This window comes from Novosphingobium sp. PY1 (assembly GCF_017312445.1).
Classification (GTDB): domain Bacteria; phylum Pseudomonadota; class Alphaproteobacteria; order Sphingomonadales; family Sphingomonadaceae; genus Novosphingobium.
In genome coordinates this window covers 449,581-474,453 of record NZ_BLTI01000004.1, presented here as the reverse complement: position 1 = coordinate 474,453, position 24,873 = coordinate 449,581, and the positions used below count along the sequence as shown (strand labels likewise).

At 65.1% G+C, this 24,873-nt stretch carries 25 protein-coding genes; 10 read left to right on the top strand and 15 right to left on the bottom strand.

The genetic code is table 11. The features are described from left to right. Window positions 1–69: 69 nt before the first annotated feature. The 6 genes from J3474_RS06415 to J3474_RS06390 form a co-directional block, all read right to left on the bottom strand. Complete coding sequence (locus J3474_RS06415; RefSeq protein ID WP_013832006.1) at window positions 70–684, bottom strand: Pycsar system effector family protein; 615 nt, start codon at window positions 682–684, stop codon at window positions 70–72. 17 nt (window positions 685–701) lie between these two features. Then, window positions 702–2,057, bottom strand: coding sequence for an NADP-specific glutamate dehydrogenase (gene gdhA / locus J3474_RS06410; protein WP_013832005.1), 1,356 nt, complete (start codon window positions 2,055–2,057; stop codon window positions 702–704). Between the two features lie 208 nt (window positions 2,058–2,265). Continuing rightward, window positions 2,266–2,490 carry a hypothetical protein gene (locus J3474_RS06405; RefSeq protein ID WP_148274930.1) on the bottom strand — a complete coding sequence of 75 codons (225 nt, stop codon included), beginning with the start codon at window positions 2,488–2,490 and terminating at the stop codon, window positions 2,266–2,268. A gap of 144 nt (window positions 2,491–2,634) precedes the next feature. After that, window positions 2,635–3,906 carry an MFS transporter gene (locus tag J3474_RS06400; protein ID WP_207093454.1) on the bottom strand — a complete coding sequence of 424 codons (1,272 nt, stop codon included), beginning with the start codon at window positions 3,904–3,906 and terminating at the stop codon, window positions 2,635–2,637. A gap of 1 nt (window position 3,907) precedes the next feature. Beyond that, the gene (locus J3474_RS06395; RefSeq protein WP_207093453.1) at window positions 3,908–4,780 is read right to left on the bottom strand and encodes an alpha/beta fold hydrolase; all 873 of its coding nucleotides are present in this window, start codon (window positions 4,778–4,780) and stop codon (window positions 3,908–3,910) included. A gap of 104 nt (window positions 4,781–4,884) precedes the next feature. Beyond that, window positions 4,885–7,251 carry a TonB-dependent receptor gene (locus tag J3474_RS06390; protein WP_207093452.1) on the bottom strand — a complete coding sequence of 789 codons (2,367 nt, stop codon included), beginning with the start codon at window positions 7,249–7,251 and terminating at the stop codon, window positions 4,885–4,887. Between the two features lie 111 nt (window positions 7,252–7,362). Here J3474_RS06390 and J3474_RS06385 point away from each other — a divergent pair, with 111 nt between their 5' ends. Together J3474_RS06385 and J3474_RS06380 are read left to right on the top strand one after the other, a co-directional pair. After that, window positions 7,363–8,001: a TetR/AcrR family transcriptional regulator gene (locus tag J3474_RS06385; RefSeq protein WP_207093451.1), complete on the top strand. Its 639-nt coding sequence runs from the start codon at window positions 7,363–7,365 to the stop codon at window positions 7,999–8,001. A gap of 172 nt (window positions 8,002–8,173) precedes the next feature. Continuing rightward, window positions 8,174–8,848, top strand: coding sequence for a L,D-transpeptidase family protein (locus tag J3474_RS06380; protein ID WP_207093450.1), 675 nt, complete (start codon window positions 8,174–8,176; stop codon window positions 8,846–8,848). Window positions 8,849–8,851: 3 nt separating this feature from the next. Here the strand turns inward: J3474_RS06380 and tilS are convergent, their stop codons facing one another. From tilS to J3474_RS06355, 5 genes are all read right to left on the bottom strand, one after another. Beyond that, window positions 8,852–9,865: a tRNA lysidine(34) synthetase TilS gene (gene tilS, locus J3474_RS06375; protein WP_207093449.1), complete on the bottom strand. Its 1,014-nt coding sequence runs from the start codon at window positions 9,863–9,865 to the stop codon at window positions 8,852–8,854. Further along, on the bottom strand, window positions 9,846–10,799 hold the full coding sequence (locus tag J3474_RS06370) for a tol-pal system YbgF family protein (RefSeq protein WP_207093448.1): 954 nt from the start codon (window positions 10,797–10,799) through the stop codon (window positions 9,846–9,848). The genes tilS and J3474_RS06370 overlap by 20 nt, the downstream gene beginning before the upstream one ends. Window positions 10,800–11,002: 203 nt before the next feature. Next, window positions 11,003–12,181 (bottom strand): helix-turn-helix domain-containing protein, encoded by a 1,179-nt coding sequence (locus J3474_RS06365; RefSeq protein ID WP_207093447.1) that lies wholly within the window; start codon window positions 12,179–12,181, stop codon window positions 11,003–11,005. 160 nt (window positions 12,182–12,341) lie between these two features. Further along, window positions 12,342–14,618 carry a phosphoenolpyruvate--protein phosphotransferase gene (gene ptsP, locus J3474_RS06360; RefSeq protein ID WP_207093446.1) on the bottom strand — a complete coding sequence of 759 codons (2,277 nt, stop codon included), beginning with the start codon at window positions 14,616–14,618 and terminating at the stop codon, window positions 12,342–12,344. A gap of 100 nt (window positions 14,619–14,718) precedes the next feature. Then, window positions 14,719–14,874: a YdcH family protein gene (locus J3474_RS06355; RefSeq protein WP_007013154.1), complete on the bottom strand. Its 156-nt coding sequence runs from the start codon at window positions 14,872–14,874 to the stop codon at window positions 14,719–14,721. A 223-nt stretch (window positions 14,875–15,097) separates the two neighbouring features. Here J3474_RS06355 and J3474_RS06350 point away from each other — a divergent pair, with 223 nt between their 5' ends. From J3474_RS06350 to nadA, 5 genes are all read left to right on the top strand, one after another. Beyond that, window positions 15,098–15,295 (top strand): YdcH family protein, encoded by a 198-nt coding sequence (locus tag J3474_RS06350; protein WP_173364724.1) that lies wholly within the window; start codon window positions 15,098–15,100, stop codon window positions 15,293–15,295. 148 nt (window positions 15,296–15,443) lie between these two features. Continuing rightward, the gene (locus J3474_RS06345) at window positions 15,444–15,908 is read left to right on the top strand and encodes a DUF1465 family protein (RefSeq protein ID WP_207093445.1); all 465 of its coding nucleotides are present in this window, start codon (window positions 15,444–15,446) and stop codon (window positions 15,906–15,908) included. 60 nt (window positions 15,909–15,968) lie between these two features. Further along, window positions 15,969–16,847: an MBL fold metallo-hydrolase gene (locus J3474_RS06340; protein ID WP_207093444.1), complete on the top strand. Its 879-nt coding sequence runs from the start codon at window positions 15,969–15,971 to the stop codon at window positions 16,845–16,847. Between the two features lie 75 nt (window positions 16,848–16,922). Further along, window positions 16,923–17,639: a hypothetical protein gene (locus J3474_RS06335; protein WP_051010003.1), complete on the top strand. Its 717-nt coding sequence runs from the start codon at window positions 16,923–16,925 to the stop codon at window positions 17,637–17,639. A gap of 92 nt (window positions 17,640–17,731) precedes the next feature. After that, window positions 17,732–18,718, top strand: a complete 987-nt coding sequence (gene nadA, locus J3474_RS06330; RefSeq protein WP_007013150.1) for a quinolinate synthase NadA — start codon at window positions 17,732–17,734, stop codon at window positions 18,716–18,718. A gap of 142 nt (window positions 18,719–18,860) precedes the next feature. On the opposite strand, the gene metW is transcribed toward nadA, so the two are convergent. Together metW and J3474_RS06320 are read right to left on the bottom strand one after the other, a co-directional pair. Next, the gene (gene metW, locus J3474_RS06325; protein ID WP_038575851.1) at window positions 18,861–19,454 is read right to left on the bottom strand and encodes a methionine biosynthesis protein MetW; all 594 of its coding nucleotides are present in this window, start codon (window positions 19,452–19,454) and stop codon (window positions 18,861–18,863) included. A gap of 8 nt (window positions 19,455–19,462) precedes the next feature. Continuing rightward, window positions 19,463–20,566 carry a homoserine O-acetyltransferase gene (locus J3474_RS06320; RefSeq protein ID WP_376706512.1) on the bottom strand — a complete coding sequence of 368 codons (1,104 nt, stop codon included), beginning with the start codon at window positions 20,564–20,566 and terminating at the stop codon, window positions 19,463–19,465. A 104-nt stretch (window positions 20,567–20,670) separates the two neighbouring features. Between J3474_RS06320 and hisC the strand changes: the two genes are divergently transcribed. The 3 genes from hisC to J3474_RS06305 all read left to right on the top strand — a co-directional run bounded on the left by hisC (window position 20,671) and on the right by J3474_RS06305 (window position 23,556). Further along, window positions 20,671–21,783, top strand: a complete 1,113-nt coding sequence (gene hisC / locus J3474_RS06315; protein ID WP_207093441.1) for a histidinol-phosphate transaminase — start codon at window positions 20,671–20,673, stop codon at window positions 21,781–21,783. After that, the gene (locus tag J3474_RS06310; protein WP_207093440.1) at window positions 21,780–22,706 is read left to right on the top strand and encodes a prephenate/arogenate dehydrogenase family protein; all 927 of its coding nucleotides are present in this window, start codon (window positions 21,780–21,782) and stop codon (window positions 22,704–22,706) included. The genes hisC and J3474_RS06310 overlap by 4 nt, the downstream gene beginning before the upstream one ends. Before the next feature lie 70 nt (window positions 22,707–22,776). Continuing rightward, window positions 22,777–23,556 carry a transglutaminase family protein gene (locus J3474_RS06305; protein WP_013831987.1) on the top strand — a complete coding sequence of 260 codons (780 nt, stop codon included), beginning with the start codon at window positions 22,777–22,779 and terminating at the stop codon, window positions 23,554–23,556. A gap of 91 nt (window positions 23,557–23,647) precedes the next feature. Here J3474_RS06305 and J3474_RS06300 read toward each other — a convergent pair whose 3' ends face one another. Continuing rightward, window positions 23,648–24,343: a 1-acyl-sn-glycerol-3-phosphate acyltransferase gene (locus J3474_RS06300; protein ID WP_013831986.1), complete on the bottom strand. Its 696-nt coding sequence runs from the start codon at window positions 24,341–24,343 to the stop codon at window positions 23,648–23,650. Continuing rightward, a complete protein-coding gene (locus tag J3474_RS06295; RefSeq protein ID WP_207093439.1) occupies window positions 24,343–24,873 on the bottom strand; it encodes a YdcF family protein in 531 nt (176 codons plus the stop codon). The genes J3474_RS06300 and J3474_RS06295 overlap by 1 nt, the downstream gene beginning before the upstream one ends.

Genomic DNA, 24,873 nt, shown 5'->3' with positions numbered 1-24,873 from the left:
AATGATTTTCGTCAAGGTAATTTTCTGACGCAGGACGAGAATTTTTTCATCCCGGCACCTCGACGCGAATCAAAAGATAGGGACCGCAGCTTCCAGCACGAAGGCGGCGAACGCCAGAACCAGACCGATCCGAAAGGTTCGAAAGGCATAGGAAAGATAGCGATACTTCTTGCGCTGGAGCACCACGCCGTTCTGGTAGATGTCCCGCAACATCGTGCTCAGCACCCGGCCATCGGTTTCTGCACGCTGCATGGCACGGTCGATGAATTCCTCCTGCGGCAATCCGGTAAAGACCCCGAAGAAGAGAAGATTGTCCAGCTCGTCGTCCGACAACTTTGGCGGAGTCACCTTTGGCGTCACCGCCGCCATCGCGAACAGCGCCGACAGGAAAGCGGAGAGGACGAGGATGAGCAGCGAGACGCGGTAGTTGCCGCCGCCGAACGCGCTCACCGACAAGGTGAACACGAGGAATGTCACGCCCATGAGGATATTCGCCTTGTGATCGGCCATCTGGCTGAGCACGGCGTGATTGGTCATGGCAGTGCGCACCATGTGGATGGCGTGCACCGAATAGGTCCTGTCGTCGTAGAGCCCGGCCTGCCTGCGGTCGGGCTCATGGCGGGCGGGTCCATGGCAGGCAGGCACGTCCGAAGCGGCTTCCTCTGGCTTCACCGTTTCGGACATGCGCCCCTCCAGCCCTGTTACACCACGCCGAACGCCAGCATGGCATCGGCGACCTTCTTGAACCCGGCGATATTGGCGCCGCGAACGTAATCGACATAGCCGCCACCGCGTTCGCCATAAGTCAGGCAGCGGGCATGGATGCCGGACATGATGTCCTTGAGCATCTGCTGCAGTTCCGCCTCGGTCCAGGGACGGCGCCCGGAATTCTGGCTCATTTCGAGACCCGACACCGCCACGCCGCCGGCATTGGCAGCCTTGCCCGGGGCGAACATGATCTTGGCGTCCTTGAAGACGTGCACCGCTTCGAGGTCGGAAGGCATGTTCGCACCTTCCGAAACGGCGATGCAGCCATTGGCGACGAGCGCGCGGGCATCCGCGCCGTTCAGTTCGTTCTGCGTTGCGCAAGGCAGCGCAACGTCGCAGGCGACGTTCCACGGCGTCTTGCCCTCGTGATACGAGGCGCCCTTGAACTCGTCCACGTACTCGCTGATGCGGCCGCGGCGGTGAGTCTTGTGGTGCTTGACCCAGTTGATCTTATCGAGGGTCAGTCCATCGGGATCGTAGATGAACCCGCCGGAGTCCGAGAGCGTCACCGGCTTGCCGCCCATGTGGACGATCTTCTCCGCCGCATGGGTCGCCACGTTGCCCGAACCGGAGATGACGGCAGTCTTGCCGTCGAGGTCGAGCCCGCGCGCCGCCAGCATCTCGGCCAGGAAATAGACTGCGCCGTAGCCGGTCGCCTCCGGACGGATCAGCGAACCGCCATATTCGAGCCCCTTGCCGGTCAGAACCCCGGTGAAGTGGTTGGTGATGCGCTTGTACTGGCCGAACATGTAGCCGATCTCACGCCCGCCCACACCGATATCGCCGGCAGGAACGTCGACGTCGGCGCCGATGTGGCGATAGAGTTCGGTCATGAAGGACTGGCAAAAGCGCATGATCTCGCGCACCGACTTGCCCTTCGGATTGAAGTTCGAGCCCCCCTTGCCGCCGCCCATCGGCAGGCCGGTCAGCGCGTTCTTGAAGGTCTGCTCGAAGGCCAGGAACTTCAGGACGCTTTCGTTGACGCTGGGATGGAAGCGCAGACCGCCCTTGTACGGGCCGATGGCATTGTTGTTCTGCACGCGCCAACCGCGCTGGACGCGGATGTTGCCGTTGTCGTCTTCCCAGCAGACACGGAAGGAAACGACGCGGTCCGGCTCGGCAATGCGCCGCAGGATCTGCTGCTCGTGGTACTGTTCCTTGTCGGCGATAAATTCGAAGATGTCTTCCGCGACTTCCTGCACGGCCTGAACGAATTCGGGCTGGTAGGGATTACGGCGCTTCACGCCCTCCATAAAAGCGTTGAAATCAACGTGGTCGGTGATGGCCATAATTAATCTCCCTTTACTATATTCAGTACTTCCCGCGTCGTTCGCACAGTTCTCCTGCGTCAGAATACGACTGCGGATCAAGGCCGTACAGAGCTAAAGTGGACAAGTCGTTGATTTGGGAAACACCGGCGCGGCGATTGCGAAAGCAGGCCTGACCCACGGCTGCGGCGCCGGCCAGCAGAGTGCCCGAGCGCAGGAGCGCCCGCCATTACCTGGCGGGTTTGGCCGGCGGCTTGGCTGCGGCCGATTTGGGCTTGGCCGTCGGCTTGGCCTTGGGCTTTGCAGGCGCCTCGGGCTCGCTGTCCCGGGCAATCTTCTCAAGCTCCTTCTCAGGGGAGACGAACACATCCTCCCCCTTGGCCTTGCGACCGATCGAGTACCTGTAGATCGCGTAAGCGCCGGCGCCACCAACGGCCCACTTGAGTAGTTTCACGAAGCGTCCCCTCGTTACCTGAACCAGCATCACCGCCCTGCCCGGATGCTTCCGGACAGGGCCGCTACTGCCAATTGGTAGTCGATAAGCGCGCGATTGCAACGCAGGAGCGGGCGGTTTTGCGCCCGGTGCAGGCCGAGCGGATCAGCCTTCGGACACCCATTCACGCCGCAATGCCGGGCCCGCCAGCGCCATGAGCACGGCGGCGATCAGGTAGAGGACGAGACCGAAGAGCATCGAATAGCGCAGCGATTCCTCGCCATAGACCGGCGCCAGCGCCGTGGAGAGAGCGCCCAGCGCATAGATGCCGCCGCCCAGCCCGATCAGGTTGTTGATCAGCAGGAACAATGCCGATGCCGTGGCCCGGGCGGGCGGTTCGACGAGATGCTGGATCGCCGAAGTCACCGGTCCGAGCCAGATATAGGCCAGTGCCTGCGGGACGAGGAACATGAGGAAGGCGAGCGGCACGCTCGAAGTCCAGATGCCCCCGGCGAACAGGGGCACGGCAGCCACGAACGCCATCGCCGGCACCCAGGCGTAGAAGGCACGGTTGGCCCGGCCGAGACGGTCGGCGAGCAGCCCGCCCGACAGCACGCCCACGCTTCCGCCCAGGAGCAGAACCGCGCCGATGAACCAGGACGTCTCGACCAGATCGAGGTGGAAGCTGCGCTGGAGCAGGCTGGGCAGCCAGAAAGCGAGGCCATAGCCCAGCATCGAGCTGGAGGCGGCGCCGAACGAAAGCAGCCAGAAGCCGCGCTTGCGGGCGAGCAAGGCCGCGATCGCGAGGAAGCGCACGCCCTCCCCGGCTGCCGGAGACGCCGGGGCGGCAGGCTTGGGGCGATCGCGCACGACGAACTTGAAAAGCGGCGCAATCAGCAGCCCGGCAATGCCAACGACGAGAAAGGCCGCGCGCCAGTCCACCCTTGCCGCAACATAGCCTCCGGCCAGCACGCCGGTTGCCGAACCCAGCGGAATGCCCAGCGAATAGACCGAGAGCGCGAAGGCCCTGCGTTCGCTGGGAAAATGATCGCCGATCACGGCATAGGATGGGGCAACCCCGCCCGCCTCCCCGACGCCGACGCCAAGCCGGGCGAGGAAGATGTGCCAGAAACCCTGCGCCGCGCCGCAGACCGCCGTGAACAGGCTCCAGATCACCAGCGATCCGGTTATCACCCAGGACCGGCTCGTGCGGTCAGCCAGCCACGCCAGCGGCACGCCCAGCGTCGAATAGAGGATGGCGAAGGCAAGCCCGCCGAGCATCCCCATCTGTGCGTCGTCGAGACCGAGATCGGCCTGGATCGGTGCGGCCAGGATCGCGAGGATCTGGCGGTCGACGAAGTTGAACACATAGACCAGCAGCAGCATCGCGAGAACGAGATTGGGCGAAGCCGGTCGCCGGGGCGCGGTGCTGGTCATCTCAGTTCACGTGCTCCTGGCAGAAGGACCTGATGGCCGGCAGGACCGCGGGCTCATCGAGGATCGGGGCATGGCCGACGCGCGGCACTTCCACGGCGGCATAAGGCCCCTTGTGCCGACTGGCCATCTCCTCGACCGTCGCTCTCGACAGGAGATCGGACAGCGCACCGCGAATGACAAGCACCGGCATCCGGTCGAGCAGGTCCCACAAGGGCCACAGGTCGGGCGGTACGACAGTCGCGTCCTCGTCCGAAAAGCCCTGCGAGATCGCCGGATCGTAAGCGAAGGAAACGGTGCCATCGGCATTCTCGGCGCAAGTGCGCCTGGCAAAGGCCATCCAGTCTGCGCTGCCGAAATCGGGGAAGGCGGGCGCGTTGATCGCACGGCACCGGGCTGCCGCTTCGGTCCAGGAGGCCATCGCCCCGCGCGGGCCAACATAGCTCTTGATGCGATCCAGCCCTTCGTCCTCGAGAACCGGACCGATATCGTTGAACACCACGGCCGATGCGAGTTCGGGCCGCAGCGCGTTGATGATCAGCGCCATCAGCCCACCCATCGAAGTCCCGATCATGCCGACGCGCTCGATACCCAGTCCATCGAGCAGGGCCAGCATGTCCTGTGCGTAGACGTCCGGCCGGTATTGCGCAGGATCGGGGTCCCGGTCGGAGAGGCCCCGTCCGCGCTGGTCTGGCACGATCAGCCGGTAAGTGCCGGCCAGGTGCGCTGCGAGCGGCTCGAAATCCGCACTGTTGCGGGTCAGGCCATGCATCATCAGCAGGACCGGGGCCTCGTCGCCCGCGGCTGCGGGATAATCGCGCGCGGCCAGCTCAAGGCGCCCGCAGGCGCTGCGATAGCGGTGGTCGCGGTAGTCCATCGAACAATCCTTTCACCTGCAGCGGACCTGGCGGGATCTTGCGGGGGGGTGCTCCGTAAGGGTGGAGACGAAGACCCCGCCAGGCTGCTGCGCAGTTGCCCCGATCAGAATTCCACTGTCGCGGTGAGGAAGACCTGGCGCGGATTGCCGTAGAAGGCAGTCAGCGTACCTTCGCTGCCGAGCGTCGGGATCGGGTAGCCATTGGCACCCAGGTTGACCGCGCCCGTCTCTTCGTTCTGCGAGATGTAGCTGTAGCCCGAAGTGATGTACTCCTTGTCGAGCAGGTTCTTGCCGTGCAGGCCGATGCTCCAGCCGCTGCCCGGCGCGGAATAGACCAGGCTGGCATCCCACAGGGCATAACCCTTCTGGTCGAGATAGGGGCTGGGGAACTCGAACTGGTGGGTCTTCGAGCGGTAGGACACCGTCGTCGACATGCTGAGATCGCCCTCGCCGACCGGGGTCGAGTAAGACAGCGTTCCGCTGGCGGTCCACTTGGGCGTATTCTGGATATTGCGATACTGCGCGACGTCGACAGTCTGCCCGCCGATCAGGGTCTCGTACTTCTTGAACTTGGCATCGATGTAACCGATCGCGGTCGAGAAATTCAGCCGGTCCCCTGAGGCGACGAGGTCGCGTGCCAGCCGGGCATTGGCCTCCAGTTCCGCGCCCTGCATCCGCGCCTTGCCGGCGTTGGAAACGACACCGCAGAAGGTCGGCACGCCATTCACCGTGCAGGCAACCGATCCGGGGATCTGGATGTCGGTGTAATCCATGCGGAAGATCGCACCGGCAACATAGAGCGCGCCGCCGAGCAGGTTGCCCTTGTAGCCCAGCTCGTAGCTGTCGACCGTCTCCGGCTTGAAGCTGAGGTACTGGGCGATTTCGGCATCGCTCAGGCTGCCGTCGCCATCGAGGTCGTTGGCGTTCTTGCCGACGCCGCGCGGATCGAAGCCGCCGCCCTTGAAGCCCTTGGAATAGCTTGCGTAGATGTTGTGATCGGCGCTAGGCTTGAAGCTGAGCGACACGCGCGGCGTGAACTTCTTGAATTCGTTGCTGCCGCTGAAGTCGGTGTCGGTCGAGAACAGCACGCCCGGATTCTGGAAGCCTGCCGAGCCGCCGAGAATGTAGTTCTGCTTGAGGATGTTCGCCTTGCGCTTGTCCCAGGTGTAGCGCCCGCCAAGCGAAAGGCTGAACTGATCGGTCAGGTCATAAGTGAAATCGCCGAAGATCGCATAAGTCTTGGTACCGACGTCGGCCTCGGTATGACCGGTGAGCATCGGCAGGACATCGGCAAAGGTCGTGTAGAGCCGGCTGTCGAAGTAGGTGTCGGCCGTGGCGTCGAGATAATAGACGCCGACAAGACCCTGCAGCGGCCCGCCGTCATCCCACTGCAGCTGGAATTCCTGGCTGACCTGCTCGTTGTGATAGAACGCCGGCACATCGAGGTCGACGGTCGGCAGCGCATCGAAGTCGATCGGCGAGGCACTGTTGTCCTTGCGCCAAGAACTGATCGACTTGAACGTCAGCGCGTCGGTCAGCTCGGCCGTGGCGTTGATGGCAAAGCCATAAGCCTCGACGTCCTGCTTCGGATCGGTCAGGCCGCCGCGCGTATCGAACACATCGGAAAGGACCGGCGCGCCCGAAGCGAAGCCGGGGATCAGGCGATGGCCGCCGCGGGCATTCGACTTGTCGTGGGTGTAGTCGCCGGAAATGCGGATCAGCACCGGCGCACCGTAACCGCCGATGTCGAGGCTGCCGCGCGCCGCCCAGACGTTCTTGTTGTAATTCTCCGCCCCGGTAGTGAGGTTCTTGCCGAAGCCGTCGCGGGTGAGCCGCGCTACCGAACCGCCCACGCGCACGAGGTCGCTGATCGGGGCGGAAACCGTCACGACGCCATCGACCTGGTCGTAAGTGCCGATGGTGCCCTTGACCTTGAGGTAGAAGTCCTGCGGCAATTGCTTGGTCACGTACTTGACCGCGCCGCCGATCGTGTTGCGACCGTAGAGCGTGCCCTGCGGTCCGCGCAGCACTTCGATGCGTTCGACATCGTAGATGTCGAGCACTGCGGCCTGCGGACGGTTGAGGTAGACGTCGTCGAGATAGATGCCCACGCCCTGTTCGAAACCGGAAACCGGATCCTGCTGGCCAACACCGCGGATGAAGGCGGAAAGCGTCGAGTTGGTTCCGCGCGAGGGCTCCAGCGTGACGTTGGGGGCCGACTGCGCGGTGTCGGTGACATCGATCGCGCCGGACTTCTCGAGCTGGGCGCCGCTGAAGCTGGTAACCGCAATCGGCACGTCGACGAGGCGCTCCTCGCGGCGGCGGGCCGTCACGATGATTTCAGCGCCGGTCGTCTCCTGCGCTTCGGCTGCTGCCTGCGCATCCTGAGCGAGAGCCGGAGCGGCCAGCCCCAGCGATCCGGCAAGAGCCAGAGTACTGCAACCGAATGTGAGAAAATGCGCCTTGAGCATCACTTCACCTCCCAATGAACCTTGTCGTTGCCGCTATCGATACCGAGAGTTGAATCAGGTTTCAACATTGAAGATTTGCCAATCGCCATTGAAGGGGATAGCTGTGGCATTGTGACCACAGCAGATGCGCCCGAACCCAAGATTTCCGCCCCCTCCGACAAGGCTCCCAGAACCGAGCGGGGACGAAAGACGCTGCGCAAGTTGCTTGACGCCGCCGCTCTCGAATTCGGCGAGCACGGGTTTCACGAGGCATCGATAACGGGAATCACCCGTAGGGCCGGAACGGCGCTGGGCAGTTTCTACACCTACTTCGATTCGAAGGATGAGATCTTCCGCGCGCTCGTCGACGACATGAGCGGCAAAGTGCGCGAGGCAGCCAAGAAGGCCCTGGAGCCGCCCCTTCCCGCGCTCGACCGCGAACGCGCTGCCCTCAGGGCGTTCCTGCACTTCGCGCGTGAGCACAAGGAGATCTACCGGATCATAGACGAGTGCGAATTCGTCGATCCCGCCGCCTTCCGCGCGCACTACGAAACAACCGCAGCGCGCATGACCGACAGGCTCAAGGCCGGTATCGCCAGCGGCGAATTGCGCGACGACCTGGGCGAAGCCCACGCCTGGGCGATCATGGGCATGAACGTCTTCCTCGGCCTGCGCTACATGGTGTGGTCCGACGAAACCAATCCGGACGAAATGGCGGAACTGGCCTGCTCGATCCTGCGCGAAGGCATCGCCCGCCCCAAGGGCGACTGAGAAGCCGCGCAGCGGCCCTCGATGGCTTGATCAGGCACCGGAGTGTGGCCGTTAACTTTTGCGGCCCGGCAGTCCTCCAGCGGGACAGCGCCCCCGCGCCGCTGGTGCTTCACGCCGTTTTAAGCGATCATCGCCAGAACGGTACCGGCAGATTCGTCAAGGACAGGACTACGTGAACGGACGCATCCTCCTCGCTTCGGGCTTTGTCGCCCTGGCCGTCATTGCCGGCGTCCTGATGCTTGCCGCGTCTCCCGACAAGCCGCAGCCCGCATCGCTCTCCGAAGCCCGCGTGGCAGCGGCCAAGGCCGATCCGGCAACGGTGGCCCCTGCCTCCGAAGCCCTCGCCGCACAGGCCGCATCGCCTGTCGCCAAGGCCGACGAGCCTTTCGTGATCAAGCGGATCCTGCCCATCGACGGCCCGATCAAGTACGGCGAATGGCACTGGGACGACGCCAATGTCCCCGACGGTCCGATCGTCGTGACCGTGGACCTCGACGCCCGCGTCCTTTCCGTGTTCCGCAACGGCTACGAGATCGGCGCGACTGCCGTGCTGCTCGGCACCGAGGACAAGCCCACCCCGCTCGGCGTCTTCCCGATCACGCAGAAGGACAAGGACCACGTGTCCAACATCTACACCGGCGCACCGATGCCCTACATGCAGCGGCTGACCGACGACGGCATCACCCTGCACGGCTCCAAGGTCGAGCTGGGCTATGCCAGCCACGGCTGCATCGGCATGCCCGAGCCTTTCGCCGCCAAGCTGTTCCGGACCACGAAGCTGGGCGACAAGGTCTACATCACCCGCGGCAAGCAGGTCGGCATGGGCGACAGCCTCGTCGGCGCGTGACCGTCAGGCCTTGGGGCGGCGAGCCGCGCGCACCGGCGCCTTGCTGAAACTCCAGCGCCCGGCATTGGGACGCACGACAAGCGCGCCAATCGACGCCGGACTGCCCTGAACCAGAGTTTCGAACAGCCGCGCCACTGCACTGCCGCGCGGCTCCGCTCCGTCCAGATCACGCACGATCCGGGCAATCACCCGCAGGACGACGGCACGCGGCGCCTGCGGCCGGTAGCCCAGGCCCATCGGCTCCTTCTTGACGCAGGAACGCCATTCGAGCGCCGCCATCCAGTCGAGCGCGGCATCGGCCTCGGCAATGTACTGCGCGCTCTGGGCGATCGCGGAAACATCGAGCCAATCGGCATCGGCAAGTGCCTTGCGCACCCGCACCCGATCATATTTGTCGTCCGCATTGCTGGGGTCCTGCGCCGCTAGGATACCGGCCTCGGCTACTACCTCGGCCAATTCCGAGCGGCGCCAGCCGAGCACCGGGCGCAGCAAGGGAATGTCGCTATCGGGCACCTGCCCGCGCCCGCGCGTACCGGCCAGCCCGGCGACTCCGCTCGCCCGGTTCAGGCGCATCAGCAGCGTCTCGGCCTGATCGTCGGCATGATGCGCGGTCGCCAGCGCCGCCAGCTGCCGCGCCTCGATCCATCGGGCAAGCGCCGCATACCGGGCGCTGCGCGCCTCGGCCTGGACATTCCCGGGCGCCACCTCGACCCGAAGCGTTTCGTGCGGAACACCCAGGCGCGCACATAGCGCGGCGACGTCGGCCGCTTCCTGCGCGCTTTCGGGGCGCAGGCCGTGATCGACGGTTGCCGCCCCGACCCGGCCCGGCAGCGCCGCAGCGGCGAGGAGGAGCAGCGCCGTACTGTCAGGGCCGCCCGACACCGCAATCGCCAGTCGTGCGGGCTGCGCATCGATCGCCTCGGGCCAGAGCGCGGCCAGTCCCTCGCGGAACCGGGCTACGCGCTCGGCCTGAGGAATCAGCCTCGCGGCCGAGGGATCAGCTGCAGGAGAGTCCATTGCGCGTGGCGTCGTACAGGCTCTTGAGACGACCTGCCGCTTCGGCCGCATAGGTCTGGCTGAATTCGGCCAGCGCGATACAGGCGCGCTTGGTATCCTTGAGCTGCTTCATCGAAACCGCCAGGTAGAGCAGGCTGTCAGGCGCACGCTCGCCGTTCTTGTCGGCCTGGTAGTTCTGGACGAACCACTTGGCCGCCTCGAGCGCATTGCCATCGTCGAGATAAGCGCGGCCCAGAAGGTTGCGTCCCCAGCTTGCACGGCTGCTCTTCGGGTACTTTTCGAGGAACAGCTTCAGCTGCTGCTCCGCCTCGGGATAGAACTTGGCATCCCAGAGACGGTAGCCGTAGCTGTACTCATCGTCGGCCGGATCGTCCGTCTGCGGCTTGACGATGGCCTGCACCGCCTGAAGGCGGGACGCGGAAGGAACCGCTGGCGCGGACGGCTTGGCCGTTACCGGAGTTCGGTTAAGCGAGGAAGGCTGGTTGGCGACACCGCTCATCGTAGAGAGGTTGGCGGCAGGCGCGCTCGTTGCGGGCGCCGAGGTCGCCGCCAGCGAAGCCGCACCCGAAGCGGCCGCGACCGGCGCGTCGGCCGCCAGCTTCGCTTTCAGCTGGTTCAGGCGGTTGGTATTCTGTTCCACTTGCGCTGTCAGGCGGCTCATCTGCGCCTCGACCGCGTCCATGCGTCCGAGCAGGTCGGTCACCGGCGTGCTGGTGGGCACTTGCGGCCCGCTAGACGCCGAAGGCGCAGGCGTGGAGATCTGCGGCTCAAAGAACTTGCCATCGCCGCCCGGGAAGACCTTGCGCTGCAAGGCCCGAACTTCGGCCTCGACCTTGGTCAGGCGGCCTTCCGTGGAATCCTGCGCCAGAGCCGGCACCGTCCCGCAAACCAGCAGGGCTGCAACGGCCGAGGTCGCCAGCAGGCGTCCGCTCATGAACCGCATCCCTCGCCCAGCCCGAAGTGAACCAATCATCGCCAAATCTACTCCAAGTCGGGGCCCACCGCCCCATCACCATTGCCCCCGATGCCATTGCCCCCAATGGCATCGCACTCTGGCCTGCGCCGGCAAAACCGGCGATTAACCATGCGCGATACGCCGGATGTTTGCAGAAAGCGGACGTGTGTGTCGAGGCAGCCTTACTCGGAAACCGTGGAAACCGCAGGATCGGACGGCCGCGGACTGGGCGTTGGCGAAGGCGTCGGAAGAGGCGCAGCTGTGGACGTCGGCCTCGCTTGCGGCGCGGGCCTGGCCGATGCAGCCTCGCTTGGTGCGGCAGCGGCAACGCTGGGCTTCGCACGCACGGTGGCGGATGCCGTTACCGCGGGGCGCGGCGCGGCAGCCCGCGGTGATGCGAGCGGCGCTGGCGCCCGCGATGCCGCGACCGGTGTAGGGCTGGGCGTAGGCAAAGTGCCGGGACGATCCGCCTGCGCAGACGGCACCGGATCGCGCGTCGGCGCGACGATCGTGCGCGGCGTCTGGGCCGGCGCGGGGGCCGCCTGGGTCGACGCGCCGGCCGCACCTCCCGCTCCCCGAGCGAGGACATCGGCCGCCGCCAAGGAAATGCCTGAAACCAGCGTCGGCTTGTCGGAGATCTCGGGCACCGCCTGCCCGCCCACCGTCAGCTGCAGCGCGTCAGGGCGAGCCGTGCGCAGTTCGGGTCCCGCGGCATCCTGAGGCACGGTCCAGCTTTCGCCGAGCGCCAGTTCCTTCTGCAGAAGCTGCTTGCCGTCGGCGTCAGTGACCTTGACCCAGACCCTGTCGGCCGTGGCGGTCATCACGACCGGCCCCGTGTTCGCCGCCATCCGGCTGGGCGCGGCCGCCGGGCCCGGCACAGGCGCCTTGCTGGCGGTTGCCACCGGCTTGTCGGCGATCAGGTCGGGCAACTTGCCCTCGGGCGAAAGGAAGCTGCCCCAGAAGGCCAACAGCAGGCCAACCACCACGACAACGCCGGCCGCTGCGATCCAGGCCATGCGCACCGGCGGAACGCGGGCCGGATCGCCGGGCTCGAAGCTCGGTTCGACGAGTTCGGAGCGCAAATGATCTCCCGCGTGGAGCTGTTCGCGAACCTGCTCGGCGATTTCCACTTCGTCGATGCCGAGGGCGCGCGCGTAGGCACGCGAAAACCCGACGGCGTATGTCCGCGCCGCGAGATCGTTGAAGCGATCTTCCTCGATGGCGATGAGGTGGCGTTCGGCAATCTTCGTCTGCGTAGCGATATCGGCGCGGGTCAGCCCCGCAGCCTCACGCGCCTGACGCAGCCTGCTGCCCGCAGTCGTCGGCGATACTGCCGCTCCGTTGCTTTCGACGTCTTCCATTCCGCTCCCGAAGGGACATGAGGTGATACGGCCCCGATCCGGCCCAACCCAAGACGCACGAGTCCCCGAAGTCAATCAGAAGGCAGGTTTCTGATTCAAGGGCATGCGGTGGGTCGTGCCTGACCGGCGACGGATATCCTCTGCTTGCGCCAGAGTTATGTCAATCCACGAGAATTTCTCGATCCGCAGCCCAGCGCGCCAGCGTCGCGCGCATGTTCTCCGGCGGGTTGACCAGCCACCCGTTCATGGCTTCACGGATTTGCGAGATATCGACCTTGCCGATGATCTCCTTGATCGGACCGACCGACGCCGGAGTGATCGACAGCCGCGTGATCCCCAGGCCAAGCAGGGCGAGGGCTTCCAGCCGCCGCCCGCCCATCTCGCCGCACACGCCGACATCGACGTTGTGACCCTCGACGTTGCGCAGAACCCGCCGCAGGAAACGCAGGATAGCCGGGCTCAGCCAGTCATAGCGTTCGGCCAGTTTGGGGTTCGAACGGTCCGCCGCAAACAGGAACTGGGTCAGGTCGTTGGTGCCGATCGACAGGAACGAGATCTTCGGCGCCAGCAGGTCGAGCTGCTCGGCAAGCGCGGGAACCTCGAGCATGACCCCGTAGCGGATCGCTTCGGGCAGGACCTTCTTCTGCGTCTTGAGATAGGCGAGCTGATTGTCGAACACCGCCTTGGCGGCGTCGAACTCCCAGGGTTCGGCCACCATCGGGAACATGACGTTGAGCGTGCGCCCGGCAGCCGCCTCGAGCAAGGCACGGGCCTGCGCCTTGAGCAGGCCGTCGCGCTCAAGCGCCACGCGCAGCGCGCGCCAGCCCATCGCCGGGTTTTCCTCCCCCTCGCCGTCGTCGTGCCGCAGGTAGGGCAAGGTCTTGTCGCCGCCGATGTCGACCGTGCGGAACATCACCGGCTTGTCCCCTGCCGCATCGAGCACGTCGCGATAGAGGCGGGTCTGGCGTTCACGTTGCGGCAGCGTGGCCGAGACGAGGAACTGGAATTCGGTGCGAAACAGCCCGATGCCGTCCGCGCCGGTGAGGCTGAGATTGGTGATGTCCTCGCGCAGGCCCGCGTTGATCATGACCGTGATCCGCTCACCGTCGCGCGAAACCGGCTGGACATCGCGCAGCGCCGCATAGGCAGCCTGGCGCTCACGGCTCTTGGCGAAACGGGCCTCGAAGGCCTCGATCATGCCCGCTGCGGGCCGAACGATCGCCGTGGCCTGGTCGGCGTCGAGGAGCAGCAGGTCGCCTTCCCGCACGATACCACGCATGCTGCGAACCCGTCCGAGCACCGGCACGCCCATGGCGCGCGCGACGATGACGACGTGGCTGGTAAGCGAGCCTTCCTCGAGGATGACGCCCTTCAGGCGCCGCCGGTCGTACTCAAGAAGCTCGGCCGGGCCGAGATTGCGTGCGATCAGGATCGCATCGCTGCGCAGTCCCATCGAGGCCGCCGTGCCCATCTGGCCTGAAACGATCCGCAGCAGGCGGTTCGCCAGGTCCTCGAGGTCGTGCATGCGGTCCGCCAGCAGCGGGTCGTCGATCTGGCGCATGCGCATGCGGGTGCGCTGCTGCACGCGTTCAATCGCCGCCTCGGCGGTCAGGCCCGAATCGATCGCCTCGTTGATCCGGCGCGTCCAGCCTTCGTCGTAAGCGAACATGCGGTAGGTCTCGAGGACCTCCTCATGCTCTCCGCCCACACCGAATTCCGCCTGGCTGGCCATGCGGTCGATCTGCTCGCGCATCTTCTCGAAGGCGAGGATGACGCGCTGGCGCTCGGCCTCGGTGTCTTCCGCGACGACATGTTCGATGGTCACCCGCGGCTGGTGATAGACCGCGGTACCCGATGCCAGTCCCTTGACCAGGGTCAGGCCATGAAGCTGCTCCGGACCGTTGCTGGCCGCATCGAAGGAATGGGTATCCACTTCGTCGATGAGGTCCGCATTGGTGATGAGCTCTGAGAGCACCATCGCCACTGTCTGCAGGGCCTCGATCTCGACTTCTTCGTAGCGGCGCGGATCGACGTGCTGCACGCACAGCACGCCAACCGCACGTTCGCGCCGCACGATCGGTACACCCGCAAAGGAATGGAACTTCTCTTCCCCCGTTTCCGGACGATAGGAGAAGTCGGGGTGCGCCGTCGCTTCGGCGAGGTTGAGTGTCTCGATATTGTCGGCAATCGTGCCGACGAGACCTTCACCCACCGCCATTCGCGTGACGTGGACAGCCTCCTGGGCCAGGCCGCGCGTTGCGAAGAGTTCCAGCATCCCCTCACGCAGGAGGTAGATCGAGCAGACCTCGCTATCGAGGCACTCGCCTATCACTTCCACCACGTTGTTCAGCTTGGCCTGCGCATTGCTGCGCGAAGCCATGACCTCGTGGAGGCGGGTGAGAATGTTTCTTGCTGCTTCGACGGCTCCGCTGGTCATACCCTGAGAACTACCCCAATCGGAGCGCTTTGGGAACGGAGCGGGACCGTGAAATCAGCTTAATTCGGAACTTATCTCCGCTACGCGGGGGATCGCGCGTCTAACAGCGGGCGATTTCTTCCTTGAGTCTGAGCTTTCGCTTCTTGAGGGACTGGATTACCGCATTGTCAGGCAACGGCCGGGCCATCTCGTCGTGAAGCCGGCGTTCGATCCCGGCATGCTTGAGTTGAAGGGCGCTGACGTGCGAACTATCCATGGACGGTTCTCCTCTTGAAGGGGCCGGATCCGCGCCGAGCTCCCGGATTGGCGACTCGACTCCTGTCGGATACGGCGCAAAGTCATCCAAACATATTCAGGCCACCTTGCGAAGAGGATGATTGATTCATATTCGGTGAATCGCATGGTCGCTGCGTTGAGCAGGCCAGCAGCCAAACCAGCGCCGCGGCCCCAAACCGCGCAAACTTATGAGGAATTCCGGCGTGACCGAAGAGGAAATGCGCAAGCGCCTAGAACTCCTGAGGATCGAGCATCGCGATCTCGACGCTGCCATCGACGCTCTCAATGCCACGGGAGCCTCCGATCAGCTGCAGATTGCCAGGCTCAAGAAGCGCAAACTCATCCTGAAGGATCAGATCGCGCAGATCGAGGATTACCTAATCCCGGATATAATTGCCTGATTCGACGGATTTCTGCGGAGTAATGCTGCCTTTCAGTTAACATCGGCAAACCATGAAACGTGCCACGCAGGGACAGTCCCGAATCGGGCCGTGGATTCTTGCCAAGACGCTGTTGCCCGCGATTCGACCTTCATAAATATCGAATGCAATGTCGAAACCGCTGACCATAAATCCGCGCATCGTCGAAGCGCTCTATTGCGAAGCTCTCACGCTTTCGGACGAAGTGCGCCATGCCTTCACGCTGCCCGGCCAGCTGGAGCGGGCCGGACACGACGAGGACGACGCGCGCGTCGCCCTGTCGAGCGAGGGCCTGCGCACGACGACCCGGATGATGCACGCGATCGCCTGGCTGCTCAATCACCGGGCCTTCTTCATGGGCGAGATCACCGACTACCAGCTGCGCCGCCACGGCCGCCTGTCGGCCGAAATGCGCCGGTCCGATGCGCAGCAGCTGGCCCTGCTCGAGCCCGAAACAGTCGAACTGGTCCAGGCGACTCGGCGCTTTTACGAACGCCTGCTCTGGCTCGATCGCAACTGGCGCCTGAGCGAAAGCCATGAGCCCAGCGCGATAGAGCGGCTGCGCGAACGCATCGAACAACGGCTGGCCGGCTGATCGGGCCCGCGTTCGGGCCGGAAACTCGACAGCGCAGCGATCAGGGGCCATATCGCCTCCATGACCGAGCAAAGCGCCATCGCCGCCCCCTATTCCGAAGCCGAACAGGTCGGCCCGCTCGTGCGGCGCGTACTGGCACGCAATCCTTCGCCTTTCACTTACACCGGCACCCAGACGTACCTCGTCGGCTCAGGCAGCGATGTGGCGGTGATCGACCCCGGCCCGGACGAGGCCGAACACATCGATGCGATCCTGGCCGCCATCGGCGACGCGCGCGTCAGCGCGATCCTGTGCACCCACACGCACCGGGACCACTCCCCCGCCGCTGCCCCGCTTGCCGCTCGCACCGGCGCGCCGATCGTCGGCTGCGCCCCGCTTACGCTGGAAGACGACGGGCCGCGCGCGGATGCCGCTTTCGACGCGCACTATCGTCCCGACCGGGTCCTGACCGACGGCGAGGCGGTTTCGGGCGACGGCTGGACGCTTCTGGCCGTAGCAACGCCCGGCCACACCTCGAACCACTTGTGCTTCGCCCTGCCCGATACCGGCGCGCTGTTTACCGGCGACCACGTGATGGGCTGGTCGACCAGCGTCGTCGCCCCGCCGGACGGCGACATGTCAGACTACATGGAAAGCCTCGCCGCGCTCTACCGGCGCGAACAGGACACCGTCTACTACCCGGCGCACGGCCCCGCGGTCGAAAAGCCGCGCCAACTCGTGCGCGGCATGATCGGCCATCGCCGACAGCGCGAGAAGCAGATCCTTCGCCAGATCGAAGCAGGCCGCCACCGGATCGGCGAGATGATTCCGCACATGTACAAGGGCGTGGACGAGCGCCTCTGGCCTGCCGCCGGGCGGTCTGTACATGCCCATCTAATTGATCTGGAAAGAAGAGATATGGTCACGAGCGAGAACGGCGAGTGGTCATTGCGGACTTGACTTCGCCGCATCTGGAAGACTGACCAACAATACTGTATTACCGCGCGATATAGGAAATAATCGCGGGGGAAATTCGTGGCAAGCATTGCAGGTGAACGCAGTGACGCGCTGACGTTCTGGCAGAAGATGGCAATCGGCATTGCCGCCTTCATTCTCTTCGGTTTCTTCCAGTGGGCCGCACGCGGCTTCGTCGATATCCCGCGCGTGCCCATCTGGATCCACGTCCATGCGCTGGTCATGGTCGGCTGGCTCGGCCTGTTCATCTACCAGCCGACCCTGATCAAGCGCGGCGAGCCGGCACGCCATCGCCGGTTTGGACGGATCGCGCTGGCCCTGGCCGCACTGATCGTGATCCTCGGCAGCTTTTCGGCGATCATGTCGATCCGCACGAATCACGTGCCGCCATTCTTCACGCCCGCCTATTTTCTGGCGCTCACCCACATCGGCCTTGTCCTGTTCGTCGCGATGCTGGTCGCCGCGATCGTGAACCGGCGCGATACCGAAGTGCACCGCCGCCTGATCGTAGGTGCCAACGTGCTGCTGATGGAGCCGGCCTATGGCCGCCTGCTGCCGATGCCCTTACTCGGCCCCTGGGGCGAGACCGTGGGCATGGTTATCCAGCTCGGCACGCTCGCGATCGTGGCACGCCACGACAAGGCGACGCTGGGCAGCGTTCACCGCGCCACGCTGATCGCGATGGTCGCGGTCGTGGCAAACCACGGTCTCTATGAAATAATGGGCCGCACATCGCTCATGGCTTCACTGGCGGCGCGCATTACCGGCAGCGCATGACGCATTTTCCCCTTGGGACACGGGCATTCCATCCCTAGATAGGCCCGGCAACCGGAACGAAACCGGCACAGGAACCAGAGGGAAAGCCTACCATGACCGTAATGCCCGCCGATCTGTCCGGCATCGACGTTCGCGCCGAGATCGAGCGGCTGCGCAAGGAGCGCAATGCCGTCATCCTCGCCCACTACTACCAGAAGCCGGAAATCCAGGACCTGGCGGACTACGTGGGCGACAGCCTCGAACTGAGCCGCAAGGCCGCCGCGACCGATGCCGACGTCATCGCCTTTTGCGGCGTGAAGTTCATGGCCGATACCGCCAAGATCCTGAGCCCGGAAAAGATCGTCGTGCTGCCCGACCTCGAAGCCGGCTGCAGCCTCGAGGATTCCTGCCCGCCCGAAAAGTTCAAGGCGTTCCGCGAAGCCCACCCCGATCACATCGCGCTGACCTACATCAACTGCTCGACCGAGGTGAAGGCGCTGTCCGACATCATCGTCACCAGCTCCAGCGCCGAAACGATCCTGCAGCAGATCCCGAAGGACCAGAAGATCATCTTCGGCCCCGACCGGCATCTCGGCGGCTACCTCAGCCGCAAGTTCGATCGCGAAATGCTGCTCTGGCCGGGCGTGTGCATCGTCCACGAAGCCTTCAGCGAGACGGAACTGCTCAAGCTCAAGGCGCAGCACCCGGGCGCGCCTATCGCCGCTCATCCGGAATGCCCGCCGCACATCATCGATCACGCCGACTACGTCGGTTCGACCAGCGGCATCCTCAAGTTCGCCCAGGATTTCGAAGGCCAGACCCTGATCGTCGCCACCGAGCCGCACATCATCCACCAGATGGAAAAGGCGCTGCCGGGCAAGACCTTCATCGGCGCCCCCGGTGCCGACGGCAACTGCGCCTGCAACATCTGCCCCTACATGGCGCTCAACACCATGGAGAAGCTCTACCTCGCCCTGCGCGACCTGCAGCCGCGCGTGGAAATCGAGGAAGGCCTGCGCGTCGCCGCTAAGAAGAGCCTCGACCGGATGCTGGAAATGGCATCGGGCACGGTGGGCAAGGGAGACCTCGGGGCGCGCTAAGCGCTGCCCCGGGTGGGCGCACGGCCTTCGGCAAACTCAGCCTGAGCGGATGGAGCGAATAACCTTGGCCAATCCTCTCTTGATCCAAGACACGGTTCAGCCAGCCTGAACCTGTCGCAGGCCGGGCGCTGGCCCGACCCGATCAGTTGCGCGAGAGTTGGAACACCGCGTGTTCAGCGCGGAAGTTCGCGGCCGCCGAACTGCACTGGGTGTCGCCGGAGAGGAACCAGCTACCCTCTACGGTAATTCCGCGCTCCTTCACCAGCGCGCGGAAATCGTCGACGGTGAGGTGGTGGATATTCGGTGTCTCGTACCATGCGACCGGCAGCAGCCGGGTCACCGGCATGCGCCCGCCCCACAACAGCGAGAGGCGCACGCGCCAGTGGGCGAAATTGGGGAAACTGACGAAGGCCTTGCGGCCGATGCGCAGCAGTTCCTCCAGCACCATGTCGGGGCGCATCGTCGTCTGCAGCGTCTGCGAGAGGATCGCATAGTCGACCGACTTGTCGGGATAGAAGGCAAGATCCCTGTCGGCATCGCCCTGGATCACCGACAGCCCCTTGCCCACGCACTTGCCCACGTTCGCAGGGTTCAGCTCCATCCCGCGCGCGTCGCACTGCTTCTCGTCGCGCAGGGCCTGCATCAGGGTCCCGTCCCCGCAGCCGACGTCGAGCAGGCTCGATCCGGGCGCGACATTGGCGGCGATCACGGAAAGGTCGGGCCGCAGGTTGCTCATCACCGGGCTCACTGGTTCAGGAATCCTTCGACGACGCGATCGAGCGCGGGAACGTCCAGCAGGAACGAGTCGTGCCCGAACGGCGCGGAAAGCTCGACGAAGCTCACCGGCAGGCCCGCGGCATTGAGCGCGTGGACCACATTGCGCGATTCGGAGGTGGGATAGAGCCAGTCGGTATCGAAGCTGACGAGGCAGAAGCGCGCCTTCGAGCTGGCGAAGGCGTTGGCCAGCATCCCGCCATGCTCCTCCGCGAGGTCGAAGTAGTCCATCGCGCGGGTGATGTAGAGATAGGAATTGGCGTCGAACCGGTCGGTGAAGGACAGGCCCTGGTAACGCAGGTAGGATTCGACCTGGAAATCGGCATCGAAGCCGAAGGTCTTCTCGCTGCGGTCCTGCAGGCGGCGGCCGAACTTTTCGGTCAGCCCGGCTTCGGACAGATACGTGATGTGCGCGGCCATGCGCGCGACCGAGAGACCCTTTTCGGGCCCCTTTCCGCCGTTCTCCTTGGCCTCGTAATAGGCGCCCTCGCGCCAGTCGGGATCGGCCATGATCGCCTGGCGCCCCACTTCGTGGAAGGCGATGTTCTGCGCCGAATGACGCGCGGTCGAAGCGATGACCAGCGCGGCGCGCACGCGTTCGGGGAAGTTCGCCGCCAGCGAAAGCGCCTGCATCCCGCCCATGGAGCCGCCGACGACGGCATGGAGCTGGTCGATTCCCAAGGCATCGAGCAGGGCGATGTGGCCGCGCACCATGTCGCGGATGGTGATGACCGGGAAGCGCATGCCGTAAGGCTTGCCGTCCGGGCCAGGGCTCGCCGGACCGGTCGAGCCCATGCACGAGCCGATGACATTGGCGCAGACGATGAAGTACCGGTCTGTGTCGATCGGCTTGCCCGGCCCGACCATGCGCACCCACCAGCCCGGCTTGCCGGTCTTGGGATGGTCGGACATGACGTGCTGATCGCCGGTCAGGGCGTGACAGATGAGGATCGCGTTGTCGCGAGCCTCGTTGAGGGTTCCGTGCGTCTCGTAAGCGATGCGCACGCCTTCGAGGCTCTGCCCGCCGTCAAGCGGAAGAGGCTGCGCCAGTTCAAGGACTTTGCTGGTTTCCATGTCGCGGGCCGTGGCCATAATGAACCGCCAAGTGGGGGACGTCCCGGCAACTGTCAATCACAGGCTGTCAATCGGTCCCACGCTGCGTTAAAGGCGCGCGCGTGATGACCGACACCGAAACCCGTTCGAAAGCCCCGCAACCCAAGCCCTGGATCGAGGCGATTCACGCCTATGTACCGGGCAAATCCTCCGGCAAGGACGGGCGACCGCTGATCAAGCTTTCGGCGAACGAGAACCCGCTGGGCACCAGCGAGGCCGCGCTGGCCGCAAGAGCGCAGGCCCCCGCGCTCTATCCCGACCCGGACAGCAAGGCGCTGCGCGCCAAGCTCGGCGAGTTGCACGGGATCGATCCGGCGCGGATCGTCATGGGCACCGGCTCGGACGAACTGCTCAACCTCGCCGCACAGGGCTATGCCGGCCCGGGCGACGAAGTGATCTACGTGCGCTACGGCTTTTCGGTCTACGACATTGCCGCGCGTCGCTGCGGCGCGACGCCGGTCGTAGCCCCCGATGCCGACTACGGGACCGATGTCGATGCCCTGATCGCCCTGGTGACGGACAGGACGCGCGTGGTCTTCATCGCCAACCCGAACAACCCGACCGGATCCTACCTGCCCAGGGGCGAGATCGCACGGCTCCACGCAGCGCTGCCCGCCGACGTGCTGCTGGTGCTCGACCAGGCTTACGGCGAATATGTCGCGCCCGAGGACGAGGACGGCGCGATGGCACTGGCCGCCGCGCACGATAACGTGCTGGTCACCCGCACATTCTCCAAGATTTTCGGACTTGCCGGCGAGCGTATCGGCTGGGGCACCGGCGCGCCGGGCATCATCCAGACGCTCAACCGCATCCGCGGGCCCTTCAACGTATCGAGCACCGGGCAGGCGATGGCGCTTGCCGCGCTGGAAGACACCGCGTTCGTCGAGCGCAGCCGCGTACACAACCGCGACGAGCGGGCCCGCTTCGTCGAGAAGATCGAGGCTCTGGGCAACCATGGCCTGCGCGCGCTGCCGAGCCAGGCGAACTTCGTGCTGATCCTGTTCGAGGGCCCGCTCTCCGCCGAGACCGCCTTCGACGGCCTTGCCGAACGCGGCTACATCGTGCGCTGGCTACCCGGACAGGGCCTGCCGCAGGCTCTGCGCATTACCATCGGCAAACGCGCCGATCTCGATGTGATCGCCGATGCCCTGCGCGACATGGCGCAGGCCGCCAAATGAGTTTCAAGAAAGTCGCCATCATCGGTCTGGGGCTGCAGGGTGGATCGATCGGCCTGGCCACGCAGGAATTCCTGCCCGAGGTCCAGACTACCGGTTTCGACCTAGACCCCGCCACCCGCGCCCGCGCTGCGGAGCGCGGCCTCGTCCACCAGGTCTGCGAAACCCCTGCCGAGGCGGTGCGCGAGGCCGATCTCGTGATCTTCTGCGTGCCCCCCGGCGTCATGGGCGAAGCGGCGGCACAGGTGCGGGACGCCCTACGCGAGGACGCGCTGATCAGCGATGTCGGCTCGTGCAAGCAGTCGATCGCGACGGCCTTGCGCGAAGCCCTGCCCGATCACTACGTGATCCCGGCCCACCCCGTCGCCGGCACCGAGAATTCCGGCCCCGACGCAGGGTTTGCCCACCTGTTCCGCAACCGCTGGTGCATCGTCACCCCGCCCGAGCATACCGACCTCGTCAAGCTCTCGCAGCTCGTCGAATTCTGGGAAGCGCTCGGCGCCAATGTCGAAATCATGGACGCGCAGCACCATGACCTCGTCCTCGCCGTGACCAGCCACCTGCCTCACCTGATCGCCTATACCATCGTCGGTACCGCCTCCGATCTCGAGGACGTGACCCAGAGCGAGGTGATCAAGTACTCTGCCGGCGGTTTCCGCGACTTCACGCGCATCGCCGCCAGCGATCCAACGATGTGGCGCGACGTCTTCCTGACCAACAAGGAAGCGGTGCTCACCATGTTGCAGCGCTTCACCGAGGACCTCACCGCCTTGCAGCGCGCGATCCGCGTGGGTGACGGCAATGCGCTGTTCGAGCAGTTCGCGCGCACCCGCGCGATCCGCCGCTCGATCATCCAGGAAGGTCAGGACGATTCCCGCCCCGACTTCGGTCGCGGCGACCACGAGAACGGAACGAAGAAAATCTGAGGCCCGCAGGACCTTTTTCGGCTACCCGGCTTTGAGCGGAGGACAGCCCCCGCACCGGAGCCCTGCCCCCATGAAATTATCGATCCGTACCGAGCTCGACTATTCGCTCCCGGCTCCCGCCGACGTGCTGCTTCAGGTCGAGGCGGCCATCCTGCCCGAACAGAAAGTGCTGCGCGCCCATATCGACCTGCCGCCGGTCGAGCACTTCGCGCGCATCCCCGGGCATGACAACATCGGCGACCGCATCTGGCTGGCAGCGGCAGAAACGCTGAAGGTCCATTACGAGGCTACAGTGGAACCGGTGCGCATGCTCGCCCGTGTCGACGACCTCGCGGCGGTTCCGGCCCACCTGCTGCCCGGGGAGACGGTCGATTACCTGATGCCTTCGCGGTACTGCCCATCGGACACCTTCCAGAACCTGGTCGAGGCCGAATTCGGCGGGCTGCAGGGCGGCGCGCGCGTCGGTGCGATCCGCGACTGGATCGGCCAGCACCTCACTTACGTGGTCGGATCGAGCGAGAGCAGCACCTGCGCCGAGCAGACTTTCGTCACCCGGCAGGGGGTCTGCCGCGATTTCGCGCACCTGATGATCACGCTCACCCGCGCCAGTGCGATCCCGGCGCGCTTTGCCAGCGTCTATGGCCTGGGCGTCGACCCGCAGGATTTCCACGCCGTCGCCGAAGTGTTCCTGGACGGTGCCTGGCACATGGTCGACGCCACCGGCATGTCGCGCCCCGAGTGCATCGCCAAGATCGGCGTGGGCCGCGACGCCGCAGACGTCTCGTTCCTCACCAGCTACGGTGCGGTCACGCTCAATTCGCAAAGCGTGGAAGTCTCCGAAGTGGCATAGCCGCCGAGACCGCTATCACCTCCGTAATCCCTGCGCAGGCGGGGATCCTGCTTTCCTCACCGCCTGCGCCCCGGGCCGCAGGTCAGCCTGGTCAGCGATTGAGCGCGTTGATCGCCTCGGTCACGCGCGCTTCCACTTCCTTGCGCGGCAGACCGGCCTCGATCCGCTCGCCCACCCGCACGGTGATCACTCCGGGTTTTTTCCAGCGCCGGTGATAGAGCCGTCCACTGTCGACCGCGACCGGCACGACCGGCAGGCCGAGCAGCTTGTAGACCCCGGCGAAGCCAGATTGCAGTTCACCGCGCGTTCCATGCGCAACGCGCGTACCTTCGGGGAAGATCGCCAGCGGCCTGCCCCTGGCTGCGAAGTGCCTGGCATTGGCGACCATTGCCCGCAGGGCCTTTGCCCCCTCCTCGCGTTCGACGACGACGATGCCGTAGCGCATCGCCGCAGCGCCCCAGCCGGGAATGCGGGCAAGCTCCGCCTTGGGAAACGGCACCGGCCAGTCCATCAGCGAAGGCAGGTCGATGGCTTCGAAGAAGCTTTCATGCTTGATCGCCACCAGCACCCCGTCATTGGGCATCTCGCCCTCGACGACCACGCGCATGCCCAGCAGCCAGCGGGCACAGGCACGGTGGTATCGCGACCAGCCGCGCACGACGCGGCGTGCCGGCATTTCGCCCAGCCTTGCGGCCAGAAAGAAGCCCAGCACGTAGAAGATCGAGCCGGTATAGAAGGCAGCGTAGAACGCGAGACTGCGCAGGACGTCGGCCGGGGTGCTGCGCATCACTTGCCCCACAGGTTCAGCACGAAGCGCGCCAGCAGCTTGTGATATTCAAGGAACAGCGCACCGAGACTGGGGCGCGAGGATACCGCGTCCGGCTTCAGCTCGACACCGGCAGGCAATTCCCGCGAGATTTCCAGCATGGCGCGGCGCATGTGCCAGTCGGCAGTGACGAGCCGCACCGATTTCGACTTGTGCTCGCTGACCCATTGCGCCGCCTCGATCGCGTTCGAGCGCGTATCGTAGGCGTTGTAGCCAAGCGTGATGCAGCATTCGAGCAGCTTGTCCGAGACGCCGAACTGGGCGGCGAACTCGCGCGGCTTGACCTCGCGGTCGACGCCCGAGACGAGCAGGCGCGAGGCCTCACCCTCCTTCAGGACATCCAGCGCGTGCTCGATCCGTCCGGCGCTGCCGGTCAGCACGATGATCGCATCGGTCTTCGTCCCGTCGAGAGGCTGCGGCAGCGCGATGGCGAACCACAGGAACCCGAAAAGCCAGGCAAGGAACAGGAATGCGACCGTGCGACGAAACAT